This window comes from Gemella haemolysans ATCC 10379 (genome assembly GCF_000173915.1).
Classification (GTDB): Bacteria; Bacillota; Bacilli; order Staphylococcales; family Gemellaceae; genus Gemella; species Gemella haemolysans.
Window position 1 is genome coordinate 49,871 of sequence record NZ_ACDZ02000006.1, and the last position, 14,075, is coordinate 63,945.

Genomic DNA, 14,075 nt, shown 5'->3' on the forward strand with positions numbered 1-14,075 from the left:
AGTGATCCACTTATAGGTCAATTTTATGGTATTTAAACCTATATAGCAATGAAAAGTATTTTAAAGTTATGTGGTAATATTTAGTTTTATTTTAACGATATTCTATATAATTATTATTATAGAATATGCTATAATAGAAATAATAAGAAAGGAGGAGAAATGTTGAAATATTGTAGATTTATAAGTTCTGGACTGCTGTGTTTTAGCTTAATTACAGTTACAAGTTCAGAGACAAAAGCAGATTATTTTACAGATTATAATACAACTGTAATGGATACAGTACTAAGGGATAATATCTTTAATTTTGATTTATTCTCTAGAAGTAGAAGTTACTCTCTTCCTGTTATAAAAAATAATCTAATTCAGAGTAATATGGAAGAATTGGAGTATAGTGCAGAATTATTAAGTTATAAAAAGAATTCTTATAATTATCTAATTTTCTACTCCCTTGATAGCAATAATATTCCGAATGAATTGTTCAGAGTACAGATAAAAAAAAGTGGAACTGGAAAAATAGTTGATAAAAGACTATTAAAACTTTTTGTTCCAAATAGTAGAATAATAATGAATGTTATGAGCTTTGACAAGGATAGTAAAGGTAATATAGAGAATCTTGAGTATTCTAAATCAAGTCAGATATATTTTACTAAAAAAAGTATCAATCTAGTAGTAAAAGAAGGTAAAAAAGAGGTAGTAAATAGAACGATTGAATTAAGAAATTCTCTTAAGGATGATAAGGTCTCGGTTTTACCATATGAAGTAGAACAGTATTATCGACCTGATAAATACTATAGTTATACAAAAGCTAAAATATTTGTAGATGGTAAGGAAATAAATTTAGAGAATATAGAAGTTCCATATTTATCGAAAAAAATAGAAGTACAATTATCACAGGATAAAGAATATTGGAATAATGTAAAGCTTGAATATCCTTCGGAATTTAAGAAGAATAATAAAGAGTTTTTAATCAAGCAAGGAGTATCGTTTGGTAACTTCATTAAAGAAAATGAAATTAAAGATATAACTAGTAATGATTCAAGTTATGATTTTTCTGGTTATTACTTAGATGATAAGGAAGTTTTAAATTCTCAAGTATTAGGAAATAATATAAAAATTGAAGCAAAATATAATACAAAAATATTATTGGATAACGGCATTACTAAGAAAGAAGTGACGTTGCTAACTGGTCAAAAACTAAGTGAAATAGATACTAAGTTCTTTGATAGAGAAAAATATCATGTTGATAGCTATACTATTTTAGATGCAAAAGATAATTCTAAAATTAATGAAATTAAGGATTTATCTGAAGTTAGTATCGACAATAGTATTATAGTAAAAGCAAATTATAAAGAAAATGTTAATACTATTAAAATTCGACAAGATGATTATAATAAACGATTTGGTAAGGTTGATGATAGTATAAAAGATAAAGATATAGAGTGGCCTGAAACTAAAAAAATTGGGGATTTACTAGCAGAACTTCGTAAAAAAATTAAACCAAATTCTGGATATGAAGTACTATTCAGATCTAATAAGAAAGTAATCAGCGATGATGATTATATTACAGCAGAGACAGTTTTAGAGATTTACTTTAAAAAAGTGGATAGTGAGTGGGTTACTGTTAAGTTTGTAGGACGAGGTATTGATAAATTCTTATCTGATGGTCAAGAGGTACTAGTAGGGTCTAGAATAGATAGTATGATTAATTTACCAACGGCTACTGGAGTTACAGAGCAAGAGTTCTTAGGTTGGCAGGCAAATAGCGATTATTTAATGGCTGGTGAAAACTCAGAAAATATCAGAGTTTCTAAAAACAAGCTATTGCAAACGAATGAATTAGGTGCTGTAGTTACAGAAAAAGGGAAAGATATTGAATTTACTGCAGTATATAGAAAGTTATTTAATGTAGAATTTGAAAAAACTTTTGAAGGAAATGTTAATCTTTCTAAAGGAACATCTAATGTTTTAAGAGTTGATGAATTTAATAATATTGGAGATGCTACAAAAAATAATAAAATAATAGTAGATCCTAAATCAGGTTACTCATTATCTCATTTTATTGCAAACAAAACAGTAAAAGTAAATATGGGTAAAGGAACAAAAGAGATTTTTGCAGGTCAAAAAATTGGAGAAAATGATCTTTATAATATCGTTCCTACATCAGATTTAAGAATCACTCCGGTGTTTAAATTAAGTGTAATTCCGTCAACACTAGAAGAAATGATAGAAAATAATAAGATAAAAACCGTTGATGATGCATTAGATCTAAAATTTGAATCAACTGAAAATATTAAAAAAATATTAGGACCACTTTATTATTTAAGGTAGTGAAAAAAGGGAATGCCCGAAAAGTCCTAAATTAAAAAAATTGTATATTGCAACTCATAGATGCAGTGGTTTATTGATATCTAAAAGCTTTTTAGATATCTAATAAACTTTGAAGGGGAGACTCAATAAAATCTTGTTTCTTTAGAAATCACGATTTTTGAGTCACTCCCTTTTTTATAATTATATTAGATTTTCTCTAAAAATTGTTCTACTTCTTTTTGTGTTTTAGCAAGTCTTGAAACAAAACGACTAACTTCAACATTGTTTTTATAACCTACAAAAGAAGGGATACCAAAAATATCAAGAGCTTGAGATATTTCGGGGTAGTCATCACGGTTAACGTAGATGAATTTTATTTCTGGAAACTTATTCATCGTTTCTTCTAAATAACGATCAAGCATGATGCAATCAGGACACCAGCTTGCTGAAAATACGAAAACAATTTTTTCATTTTCTTCTTTTAATACTTTAAATTGTTCTATAGAGTTTAATTTTTCTATATAGTTAAACATATTATCACCTCATTTATTGTTAAAATTATATCATAAATAAAAATTCTTGGCATTAACAATGCTTGAGTGAAAACTATTCATATTTATTTTCAATTTTCGATTACAAATGTAAGCATATATGTTGAATTTAATTATTAAATGTTGCATAATATGAAATATAGAGATTAGTTTTAGTTCATAGAAAACCTAAGTAAAATACTAATCTTTAGCTTATAAAAGCTATAAAATATTATAGAGGTGAAAACATGGCAAAACATTATGATTATATTGCAATTGGTGGAGGAAGCGGTGGAATAGCTTCAATTAACCGAGCTGCAATGTACGGTGTAAAAGGATTGTTAATTGAAGGAAATGAACTAGGAGGAACATGTGTAAACGTTGGATGTGTTCCTAAAAAAGTTATGTGGCATGCGTCACAAATATCTGAAAGTTTAAAACTATACGCAAATGATTATGGATTTAATTTTGGAGATGTAGAATTTGATTTCTCAAAATTAGTAGGTAATCGTTCTGCATATATTGATAGAATTCATGGTTCTTATGAACGTGGATTAAACACTAATAAAGTAGATCTAGTAAGAGGATATGCTAAATTTGTAAATAAAAATACAGTTGAAGTTAATGGTGAACAATATACAGCTGATCACATTTTAATAGCGACTGGTGGACAACCAACTATCCCTAATGTTGAAGGTGCCGAGTTTGGTGTTACTTCTAATGAAGTATTTGCGCTTAAACAATTACCAAAACGTATCGCTGTAGTTGGTGCAGGATATATCGCAGTTGAACTTGCAGGAGTATTCAATGGATTAGGTGTTGATACTCACTTATTTGTACGTCGTGATCGTCCGCTAAGAACTTTTGATAAAGATATAGTAGATACTTTAGTAAAAGTTATTAATGAAGAAGGACCAACTCTTCACACAAATGCTGTTCCTAAAAAAGTTGTAAAAAATGCTGATGACAGTGTTACTTTAGTACTTGAAGATGGACGTGAAACTACAGTTGATCTTTTAATCTGGGCAATCGGTAGAAAACCATTATCTGAAAATCTTAATTTAGAAGCTGCAGGTGTGGAAGTAGATGAACGTGGATTTATTCCAACAGACAAATACCAAAACACTAATGTAGAAGGAATTTATGCAGTAGGTGATGTAACAGGACGCTTAGCGTTAACTCCGGTTGCAGTTGCGGCAGGACGTAGATTATCAGAAAGATTATTTAATAATAAACCTGAAGAGCACTTAGATTATACTAATGTTGCTACCGTAGTATTCTCACACCCAGCGATTGGTTCTATTGGATATACAGAAGAGCAAGCTATTAAAGAATTTGGTGAAGAAAACATCAAAGTTTATAAATCTTCATTTACTCCAATGTATTCAGCAATAACTAGTCACAGACAACCATGTTTTATGAAACTTATTACTCTTGGAGAAGACGAGAAAGTTATTGGATTACACGGAATTGGATATGGTGTAGATGAAATGATTCAAGGTTTTGCTGTTGCTATTAAAATGGGAGCAACAAAACGTGATTTCGATAACACAGTAGCGATTCACCCAACTGGTTCTGAAGAATTCGTAACAATGAGATAATTTTATAAAAAAATGATTGACCTAGGTCAATCATTTTTTTCTTGACATTCTATTTTTATAGGAGTATTCTGAACTTAGGAGGGGATAATAATGAAAAAAATTTTAAAAACAATAATTATTGGAATATTAACTGTGTCGATTGCAACAGGTTGTGTGAGATTCAGTAAAGAGGATAAAGAAACTAATGCCCCAAAAGAATCTTCTTATAAAGTCTTTAGTGAATGGATTGGGAAGAAAGGGATAGATAGTATTAAAATTAACACATCGAAAAATAATGTCAAAATTTATTATCATGATAATGAGACGGTTTTAATACAAGGAAGATACAAAGGGAATTATAAGTATTTTATAGAAAATAATTTGTTAAATATTACTGCTTTCGCAGAGGAATTAGGTGATAATAGCCTTAATGTATATCTTCCTAATAAAGTATATAAAAATATAAGTCTGGAAAACAGAGATGCAACTTCTAAAATATTTGTAAATGTAGAAAATTTAATCATTAGTAGTAATGATGAGGTTGTAGTTGATGAAGCTGAGATAGGTAATCTTAAAATCGCTACTGATAATAAAAAGGTACAGATTACAAAGGATACTATAAATAAAGCGATTATTGAAACTAAAAATAATACAAAAATTATAGTAGACCAAACTAAAGTGAATTCTATGAATATGGTAACGGATTCTGGTGATATATTTGCTAAGATAATAGGTAATAAAGAAGATTATCAAATTAATTACAGCAAGAATACAACAGCTGCTAAGGAAAGACAAATAACAGCAATTTCAAATAAAGGAAAAGTTGAAATTAGTTTTATTTAGAATAGTAAAATAGTAAAAAAAGAGATGGATTTTAATAAGTCCATCTCTTTTTTTTAAAATTTCCCATTTTTTATGAAATTTTCTATTTTTCTTCTATCTGTATCGCTCATTCGAATATGTCTATTTTTTAATTCTCTTGAATTATGTTTTCTGGTTATTTTAGAGACATTTTGTTTTCTATCTTTTAACTCTTTTATAAACATGTGACAATCTCTTAGAATAGCTCCGTACCCAAGAGTAGTATCACGCTCATCGTTATCATCACTCACAACTATAATATCCACAAAGTGATCGATTCTTAATTCTCGGGTTTTTCTTTCTATCCATTGATCAGCACGTTCCCCAGTTTTTGTATAAACTATACTGATAGGTGGCTCTTCTTTTATATATTCTTTTGCACGAGTTAGATAGGCATCAAATACACAGTAGACGATGTAATTATTTCCTCCTGCATATTCACGTAACATGTCGATTAGAATATCACGTTCAGTAGGGAAGGTAGAGCTTTTTATTAAGTTATATTCCTTCATACGAAAAAGTAGATTATAACCATCAATAAATAAATATTGTTTTTTCATAAAAAAGCCTCCTTTGTAAGTTTAATTAATTACTTTCCTCATATCAACATGCTCAATACCCGCATCTAAATATATTTTATTATTAACTCGGTTGTAACCTAATGATTCATAGAATTTTTCGGCTTGAATTTGAGCACTCAATTCTATAATTACTTCTCTTTTTAAAATGTTTTTTGCAATAGTTTCGCAGCCAACGATAAGCTTACGACCGATACCTTTTCCACGATATTCTTTATCAATAACAACGCGTCCGATGTGAATAACATCTTTATCCATATCGATAAGACGTGCGACTCCAATAAGATTATCGTCATGAAAATATCCAATATGAACTGTATTATCACTATAATCTTTGTCATCTAATTCTAGTTCAATAGGAACATTTTGTTCTTTAACAAATACTTCAATACGCAGAGCAAAACCAAGTTCTAATTCTTCTTTATTCTTTAAAATTTTAATCATTAGACTTAATTCTTTCGTACATTATTATACCAGCTGCTACAGAAGCGTTTAAGCTTTGGATTTTCCCTAACATTGGTAGGTGATATAAGAAATCACATTCGTTAGTAACAACTTTACTCATACCTTCACCTTCGTTACCGATTACGATAGCTAAAGGTACATCTTTTGCAATTTTTGTATAATCTTCAGAACGTTCTGCTAGTGTAGTTCCAGCAATCCAGAACCCTTTTTCTTTTAGTTTTTTAATAGCATCAGTTAGGTTTGATACGCGAATAACGGGCATATGTTCAATCGCTCCTGCAGATGCTTTAACTGCAGTTTGGCTAACCACAGCAGCACGACGTTTAGGGATTATTATAGCTTTAACACCACTAGCCTCAGCAGTTCTAATTATCGCTCCAAGATTATGTGGATCTTCAATATGATCTAAAATTAGTAGGGTAGTATCCTTATTAATTTCTAGGTTATTTACTACTTCATCAAGTTCAAAGTAAGAGTATGGTGCAACATAAGCGATAACCCCTTGGTGACGTTCAGTAGTAGAATTATCTAGTTTACGTTTTGGAACTTCTTGACAAATGATTTTTTTCTCATTAGCAATAGCAAAAATAGATTTTAATCTTCCTTTTTCAATACCTTCTTGGAACAAAATTTTATTAATTTCGCGTCCTGATTTAATAGCTTCAAGTATAGCGTTACGACCAGCAATTACTTCTTTATCTAAATCCACCTCAGGAGTTTGGACTTGAGGTTTTTGTTCTTTGTTTTTTAGTCTTAATTCTTTATAGTGTTTATTGTTTTTCTTCATATAGTCTAATTATGTAGTTAAACATTTCCTCCAATCTTTCAAAGTTTTTTTCTAAATATAAATAACCGAATACTGCTTCTAAACCTGTAGCAAGTTTATATTCCATAATACTTGCGTTCTTTGCTTTAGAGTTGTTTTTTTGATTTTTTGCACGGTTATAAATTTTTTCTTCTTGTTCTGTTAATATACTATTATTTAGTATGTTTTCCATAAAACTTGCTTGTGCTCTTGCTGATACGATTGTAGATACTGTTTTATGAAGATCATTTATTTTTCCTAAGTGATTTTTCATAACGTATTCTCTACTCATAATATCATAGATGCTGTCTCCGATATAGGCAAGGGTTAGTGCTTGCATTTGATTAGGGTTAGCGAAGTTTTTTTCAGTAAATTTAAAAATTATATTTTTTTCCATCGTACACCTTGTTTAGTATCTTCTAAGATAATTCCTTGTTCTTTTAAGTCATCACGTATTTTATCAGCTAAGGCGAAATCACGATTTTTACGAGCTTCTTCACGTTCAGATATTAAACTTTCGATGTGTTCACTATCAAGTGTATTATCTTCTTTTACGCTTATTCCAAGAATAGAACTATAAGTTTCAAATGCAGCGTTGATTAGCTCTAGAGTTTCTTTGTTTACAGCTTCTTTTGCTGTGTATGAATTAGATATTCTCACAATTTCATACCATGAAGAAAGTGCATTTGCTGTGTTGAAATCATCTTGCATATATTCTTCAAATTTGTTTAACTCTTCTGTAACTAATGCTACAACATCTGTATCTAGTTTTTCATCAGACATATCATTATTTAATCTGAATTGTAAGTTTTGATAAGAAGTTTTAATTTTTTCAAAGTTTGTTTTTGCAAGTTCAATATTTTCTAATGTATAGTTAATTGGAGTTCTGTAGTGAACTGTTAGCATGAATAAGCGCAGCACCATTGGATCTATTTCTGCAATAATATCTTTTACTAAGCGAAAATTACCTAAACTTTTACTCATTTTAACATTATCAATATTAATAAATGCATTATGCATCCAATAGTTGCTGAACGGTACATGATTGTGACATTCAGATTGTGCTATTTCATTCTCATGGTGAGGGAATGTTAAGTCTTGTCCACCAGCGTGGATGTCGATTGTATCACCTAGAGTTTCTTTTGCCATTACAGAACATTCAATATGCCAACCAGGGCGACCTTCTCCAAATGGACTATCCCATTTAACTTCTCCAGGTTTAGCTTTTTTCCATAATGCGAAATCTAGAGGATCTTCTTTATGTTCACCAACTTCAATACGAGCACCACTAATTAGATCATCGATAGATTGTTTACTTAATTTTCCGTAGTCTTCTTTTTTACGTGTTCTGAAATAAACATCACCCTTAGCTTCGTATGCAAATCCTTCTTCAACAAGTTTTGCAATGAAGTTAATTATTTCTTGCATGTATTCAGTAACTCTAGGGTTTTTAGTTGCTCTCTTACATCCAAGTGCATCATAGTCTTTAAAGAAAGCTGTGATGTATTTTTCAGTTAGTTCACTTGTAGAAATTCCTTCTTCATTACTAGCCTTAATAATTTTATCATCAACGTCTGTAAAGTTAGAGATGAAATCTACTTCATATCCACTGTGTTCTAAATATTTGCGAACTACGTCAAAAACTATTATCGGACGTGCATTTCCAATATGTATATAGTTATATACAGTAGGTCCACAAACGTACATTCTTACTTTGTTTTCTTCAATTGTTTTTAAAATTTCTTTTTGTTTTGTCAATGTATTATAGAGTTTAATCATAAATAGCTCCTTTTAAAAGGGAGATTCATAAATTAAAAATTAATTATCTTATAAATTAACTAATGAATGATTCCCAAATTTCTTCTATATCATAATAACTAAAAAAGTCTATTATTTAAATTTTAACACAAAATGCCTATAAAATGAATTATTTCTTGATGTTTTATAAAAGATAATCAATTTTTATTTGTTTTAAATTTATATTTGTATTAAAATATATACAGGATAAAAATAAAGGATAAGGAAATCATGAAATTATCAGATACGATATATAAGACTGAGCAACATAAACAATCAAAAAATGTCTTTCTAATAATTATTGGAACGATATTATTCTCTATTTATGCTGGATTACTAATACCTGTAAATAATATAGGGGCAGGTGGGGCATTAGGATTAAGTTTGGTAATAAATAAACTTACAGGGATAAAAATAGGTACTGTACAATTTATTTTAAATGTTCCATTGTTTTATATAGGATATAGGTATATAAGCCGTAAGTTTGTAATTCTTACGGGAATTGTGATAAGTATATCATCTTTTTTAATAAATAATTTACCAAAAGTTATAACACCAGTAGATTTAGGAGATTCTCTTGTTGCAGCAATTTTTTGTGGGATTATTTCAGGTCTTGCGATGTGTTGTCTATTAGTTGCGGGTGCTTCTACTGGGGGAACTGATATTACAGGTAAATTTATTTCTAAAAAAATGGATTTTAATTTACCAACTGTATTTCTTATACAGGATATTACAGTTTATATAATAGTATGGATATTTTTTGATATAAAATATGTAATGTATGCTTTGGTTATGAGTTTTGTACGTAATCAGACGATGAAAGGTGTTCAGAAATTCTTCTCAGCTTATATTCAATGTACAATTATTTGTAGTAATCCTGAAAGAATGGTTGAAGTTATAAATAATACTTTACATAGAGGATCAACAATTATGGACGTAGAAGGTGGATATTCACACGAGAAAAAACGAATGATTATTGTAGTTATTCAGCAGAATGAAATGCATCAATTACGTAAGTTAGTAGCGAAAAATTGTCCTGAAGCATTTATTACTGTAAGTGCGGTAAATACGATAGTAGGGAACTTTAAAGAACATTCTTATAGACTATAAAATTTATATAAAATCGGCTTAGAATTATTATTTTAAGTCGATTTTTTAATTTGTATTTGAGTGTTATTATACTTGATATGCAGAATACTTAGAAAGGGAAAAAAGTTGCTAATTGACCATTTTTGATATATAATATCTAGTGAAAAGAAAATTAGGAGGTAAGAAAATGAATTTAATTCCTACAGTAATAGAGCAAACTTCTCAAGGGGAAAGAGCATACGATATTTATTCAAGATTATTAAAAGACAGAATCATCATTCTTGGTTCAGATGTAAATGATCAAGTAGCAAATTCAATAACTAGTCAACTTTTATTTTTAGAAGCACAAGATAGTGAAAAAGATATTTATTTCTATATTAATTCACCAGGTGGAAGTGTAACAGCTGGTTTTGCAATTTATGATACAATGCAACACATTAAATGTGATGTTGTTACTATTTGTATGGGTATGGCAGCTAGTATGGGTGCATTTTTACTTGCAGCTGGGACTATCGGTAAACGATACGCTCTTCCAAATGCAGAAGTAATGATTCACCAACCATTAGGTGGTGCACAAGGTCAAGCAACAGAAATAGAAATAGCAGCTAGACATATTCTAAGAACAAGAGAAAAATTAAACAAAATCTTAGCAGATAGAACTGGTCAAACTATTAAAACTATTGAACGTGATACAGAACGTGATAATTATCTAACAGCAGAAGAAGCGTGTGAGTATGGATTAGTAGATAAAGTAATGTATCCAGAAAATAACAAACCACAGAAAAAAGAAAAACCAAAAAAAGCTACTAAAAAAGCTGCTAAAAAGTCAGAATAAATAAGAAAAAGGAATTGAGCTAAAAACTCAATTCCTTTTTTATTATATTTTCCAAACTTTACCAATAGCATTTCTAATTTCGTAATTATCCATAAAGTACTCAATATTCCCATTGAAGTTACGTTTAAACTGAAGAACACCGTAATCAGTAGCATCTTCAGAATGGAAATCTTTTGAAGTACCAAAGAAGTTGAAATATTTGAAGTTATTGTTAATTGCGTATTTCATCATATGGAATAAGATAGCATATGGTCCTTCATAACGGTGGAATTTTCTCATTGCACCACTTGTGAAGTAAATTAAATCTTGACCAGATTCTATAAAAGTAGCACATGAAAGGTTAATAACATTCCCATTTTCAGCTTTAAGTTCTTTTATTTTATCAATTTTTTTATACCATATTGCAATGTTTTCATCAAATTCTTTTAGACGGTTAGTTGCTTTTTTAGCATTCACTTTTCCTTGTTCTAATTTTTCTTTTAAATCGTCTCGCTCTTTTTCAAGATTTGCAATTGTGTTAGTTGTAGTTTCAACGAATTGATCACAATCAATATATGAAACAAGGTAGTGAGCTTTATCTCCTATATTATTTTTTAATGATTTGAAATAAGTATTATCTCGGATTTCAAAATCAATTCTATCTTCAGTATCACGATTTATTTTATCGAAGATTTTAGCATCTTCTTCATTGAATATGTCTATTTCGCGAACCTGAACCCCTTCCTTCATCGTTCTGTTAATAGTATAACGAGCGATTTGTGAAATATTTTTTAACAAATTACTTTCATTAATATTTTCGTCTAGTGGTTTAGAGAAAACACAACGAGAAGCTAGTGTAGGATTAGTAAATAAATCTTCATTCATAGCATGATAATTTAAGTCATTTAAAATTCTATTTGTTCTAACTGCATCTTCGTTTTCTTCTACAAATTCAACATCATTATAGATTTTTTCATTTACAAATGGATTTACACGTACAGATAATACTCTTAGATTTTTTGCATAGTGTTTTTTTAATTGATCAAAGTAAAAACTAACTAATTCAGAATTTGAGTAGTCCATAATTGGTCCGTATTGAGCAGTTACTTTGTAAAAGTATTTTTTATATTGGAAATAAATGAAAATACCGTATGCTAGTATTTTATTATTTTCTTTTACGGCTAAAATTTCAGTTTTTAAGTTGTTATTATTGGCCATAATATTATATTCTGCTGATTGCGAGAAATAATATCTGTGGTTATTTTCTTTTTGAAATTGTTGAAGTTCTTCACTACTAATTTCAGTAAATATCATTTTGAAATCTCCTTTTTAGTTTGTTACTATTCAAAATTACTTATAAAATTATATAACAAAAATTAAAAAAAAAAGTAATATACTAATTTATAACGATATAATTAAGTAAAGTAACTATATGGTGTTAGATGTTTAGAAGAGAATATACATTAAAAATTAACTTCATAAGATTCGTTATAATGCTTTCCTTTCTCGTAATGCAGCATTGGAGAGGGAAGATTAAAGGAGAAGTGTACTGTTTAGATTTAATATAAAGAAATAATATTAAATTATATTGCTAAAAAATAAAAAATGTCCAGATTACTATCTGAACAATTTTTCTATATTTTTTTGATTTTTATATTACTTACCATTAGATAAGAGCATAACACTAATAGTATTAGTATTGCAATACTTGGTAATTTTATCGGAGCAAGTACTGCAAGGACTGTTCCGCATGTTGTAATAGGAACACCTTGATAATATCCATTTTTCATTTTTGTTACATTAAATCTTGCTAAACGATAAGCCCCACAGCATACGTAAATTCCACAAAGAATAGCGACAATTACCATTAATAGAGTTGATGGCTTATCATTTGTAATAAAGATTTCAAAAACAAGCATAGCAGGTGCTACTCCAAAACTTACTACGTCACATAATGAATCTAAGTCGTGACCAATTTCAGAAACAACACCAAGTTTTCTTGCAACGATACCATCGTATCTGTCTGCAAGCATGGCTAAGATAATAAAGACAGTACCCCAGATAAAATATCCATGTGATGTAGTCAGAATTGACATAAACCCACAAAAAATATTGCAAAGGGTAAGATAATTTGGTATGAAGTTTTTATTCATTTTAAAAGTAAACCTCCAATATTGATATTATAATTATAGTACAAATTTGTAATAATGTCTAAGAAAATATGAAATTTATAATTATTAAGAGTTGAAAAATATTATTTACTCTGGTTGTTTATGACTTTAAAACCTGTTATAATTAGGATAAAATTGCTTTTGGAGGTGCACTATGGAAAAGAAGTACAAAAATTTAAATTTAACAAAAATTTTAAAAGAATTATTTATTATCTCTTTAGGGTGTGCTATTTATTCTTTTGCTATTATGCATTTTAATGTTCCAAATAAGTTGGCAGAAGGTGGAGGGACAGGTATATCACTGTTATTATTATATTCAATAGGTCTTCCAGTTTCTGTTGGGACAATACTGGTAAATATTCCTTTGTTAATTATAGGATATAAAATGTTAGATAAAAAGACAATGTATTATACAGTGTATGGTATAATCATGTTGACTTTTTGGATAGGGATTTTTGAGAAGTATAATATAGAAATAGAGATCGGTGGGGACAGACTATTGGCTGCTGTATTTGGAGGATTATTAGCGGGACTAGGCCTTGGAATAGTCTTTCTTGCAGGAGGAACCACAGGCGGGGTAGATATAGTCGCAAAAATTGTACAGCTTTATACAGGTAGTTCAATTGGAAGAATTATTCAGATTCTTGATGGTGTAATCATAGCGTTAACTTTCGTAGTAGTTAAAAGTTTTCCGGCGATATTATATACACTTATTTATATTTTTATCTGTACTAAAGTTATAGATTATGTCGTTGAAGGTGGTGTTCCTGGAAAAGGAGTAATGATAGTCTCGTCTGAGATAGAAGCCATTACTAAGAAAATCCAAGAAGATATGAATCGTGGATTAACTTATATAAAAGGACAAGGAAGCTATTCTAAGAAAGATATGAATATAGGTTATTGTGTAGTTTCAAGAAATGAAATAGGAAAACTAAAGTCTTTAGTTTATAAGATTGACCCTCGGGCGTTCGTAACAATAACTGAAGTTCATGATATTATAGGAGAAGGATTTAGTTATGATCAGCCGAAAAAAACAAGTTTAAGTTTTAAAAAGAATCAATAGTAAAGAATCTGAGAG

14 protein-coding genes are annotated in these 14,075 nt (G+C 29.3%); 6 read left to right on the forward strand and 8 right to left on the reverse strand.

Features of this window, described 5'->3' with window-relative positions; all coding sequences use genetic code 11:
• The first annotated feature begins 159 nt into the window (after positions 1 to 159).
• Positions 160 to 2,328 carry a hypothetical protein gene (locus tag GEMHA0001_RS01900; RefSeq protein WP_004263952.1) on the forward strand — a complete coding sequence of 723 codons (2,169 nt, stop codon included), beginning with the start codon at positions 160 to 162 and terminating at the stop codon, positions 2,326 to 2,328.
• Between the two features lie 185 nt (positions 2,329 to 2,513).
• Here GEMHA0001_RS01900 and GEMHA0001_RS01905 read toward each other — a convergent pair whose 3' ends face one another.
• A complete protein-coding gene (locus GEMHA0001_RS01905) occupies positions 2,514 to 2,840 on the reverse strand; it encodes a thioredoxin family protein (RefSeq protein WP_004264186.1) in 327 nt (108 codons plus the stop codon).
• A 245-nt stretch (positions 2,841 to 3,085) separates the two neighbouring features.
• Here GEMHA0001_RS01905 and gorA point away from each other — a divergent pair, with 245 nt between their 5' ends.
• Both gorA and GEMHA0001_RS01915 read left to right on the forward strand, forming a co-directional pair.
• Positions 3,086 to 4,438: a glutathione-disulfide reductase gene (gorA, locus tag GEMHA0001_RS01910; RefSeq protein WP_004263761.1), complete on the forward strand. Its 1,353-nt coding sequence runs from the start codon at positions 3,086 to 3,088 to the stop codon at positions 4,436 to 4,438.
• A gap of 90 nt (positions 4,439 to 4,528) precedes the next feature.
• Positions 4,529 to 5,260: a hypothetical protein gene (locus GEMHA0001_RS01915; protein ID WP_004263977.1), complete on the forward strand. Its 732-nt coding sequence runs from the start codon at positions 4,529 to 4,531 to the stop codon at positions 5,258 to 5,260.
• A gap of 53 nt (positions 5,261 to 5,313) precedes the next feature.
• Here GEMHA0001_RS01915 and GEMHA0001_RS01920 read toward each other — a convergent pair whose 3' ends face one another.
• The 5 genes from GEMHA0001_RS01920 to cysS are packed head-to-tail and all read right to left on the reverse strand — an operon-like array spanning position 5,314 to position 8,905.
• Positions 5,314 to 5,838 carry an NYN domain-containing protein gene (locus GEMHA0001_RS01920; protein WP_004263726.1) on the reverse strand — a complete coding sequence of 175 codons (525 nt, stop codon included), beginning with the start codon at positions 5,836 to 5,838 and terminating at the stop codon, positions 5,314 to 5,316.
• A gap of 21 nt (positions 5,839 to 5,859) precedes the next feature.
• The gene (locus tag GEMHA0001_RS01925) at positions 5,860 to 6,300 is read right to left on the reverse strand and encodes a GNAT family N-acetyltransferase (protein WP_004264053.1); all 441 of its coding nucleotides are present in this window, start codon (positions 6,298 to 6,300) and stop codon (positions 5,860 to 5,862) included.
• The gene (gene rlmB, locus GEMHA0001_RS01930; RefSeq protein WP_004264086.1) at positions 6,293 to 7,108 is read right to left on the reverse strand and encodes a 23S rRNA (guanosine(2251)-2'-O)-methyltransferase RlmB; all 816 of its coding nucleotides are present in this window, start codon (positions 7,106 to 7,108) and stop codon (positions 6,293 to 6,295) included. Before rlmB ends, GEMHA0001_RS01925 begins: the two co-directional genes overlap by 8 nt.
• The gene (locus GEMHA0001_RS01935) at positions 7,092 to 7,523 is read right to left on the reverse strand and encodes a Mini-ribonuclease 3 (RefSeq protein WP_004264008.1); all 432 of its coding nucleotides are present in this window, start codon (positions 7,521 to 7,523) and stop codon (positions 7,092 to 7,094) included. Before GEMHA0001_RS01935 ends, rlmB begins: the two co-directional genes overlap by 17 nt.
• The gene (gene cysS / locus GEMHA0001_RS01940; protein WP_004263846.1) at positions 7,508 to 8,905 is read right to left on the reverse strand and encodes a cysteine--tRNA ligase; all 1,398 of its coding nucleotides are present in this window, start codon (positions 8,903 to 8,905) and stop codon (positions 7,508 to 7,510) included. Before cysS ends, GEMHA0001_RS01935 begins: the two co-directional genes overlap by 16 nt.
• 249 nt (positions 8,906 to 9,154) lie before the next feature.
• Between cysS and GEMHA0001_RS01945 the strand changes: the two genes are divergently transcribed.
• Together GEMHA0001_RS01945 and clpP are read left to right on the forward strand one after the other, a co-directional pair.
• Positions 9,155 to 10,033 (forward strand): YitT family protein, encoded by an 879-nt coding sequence (locus GEMHA0001_RS01945; RefSeq protein ID WP_004263882.1) that lies wholly within the window; start codon positions 9,155 to 9,157, stop codon positions 10,031 to 10,033.
• Positions 10,034 to 10,199: 166 nt separating this feature from the next.
• Positions 10,200 to 10,847: an ATP-dependent Clp endopeptidase proteolytic subunit ClpP gene (clpP, locus tag GEMHA0001_RS01950; protein WP_004264070.1), complete on the forward strand. Its 648-nt coding sequence runs from the start codon at positions 10,200 to 10,202 to the stop codon at positions 10,845 to 10,847.
• Between the two features lie 42 nt (positions 10,848 to 10,889).
• Here the strand turns inward: clpP and GEMHA0001_RS01955 are convergent, their stop codons facing one another.
• Both GEMHA0001_RS01955 and pssA read right to left on the reverse strand, forming a co-directional pair.
• Positions 10,890 to 12,140 (reverse strand): peptidoglycan bridge formation glycyltransferase FemA/FemB family protein, encoded by a 1,251-nt coding sequence (locus GEMHA0001_RS01955; RefSeq protein WP_004264134.1) that lies wholly within the window; start codon positions 12,138 to 12,140, stop codon positions 10,890 to 10,892.
• Positions 12,141 to 12,460: 320 nt separating this feature from the next.
• The gene (gene pssA / locus GEMHA0001_RS01960; RefSeq protein WP_004263857.1) at positions 12,461 to 12,979 is read right to left on the reverse strand and encodes a CDP-diacylglycerol--serine O-phosphatidyltransferase; all 519 of its coding nucleotides are present in this window, start codon (positions 12,977 to 12,979) and stop codon (positions 12,461 to 12,463) included.
• A gap of 172 nt (positions 12,980 to 13,151) precedes the next feature.
• Between pssA and GEMHA0001_RS01965 the strand changes: the two genes are divergently transcribed.
• A complete protein-coding gene (locus tag GEMHA0001_RS01965; RefSeq protein WP_004264149.1) occupies positions 13,152 to 14,060 on the forward strand; it encodes a YitT family protein in 909 nt (302 codons plus the stop codon).
• Positions 14,061 to 14,075: the final 15 nt, after the last annotated feature.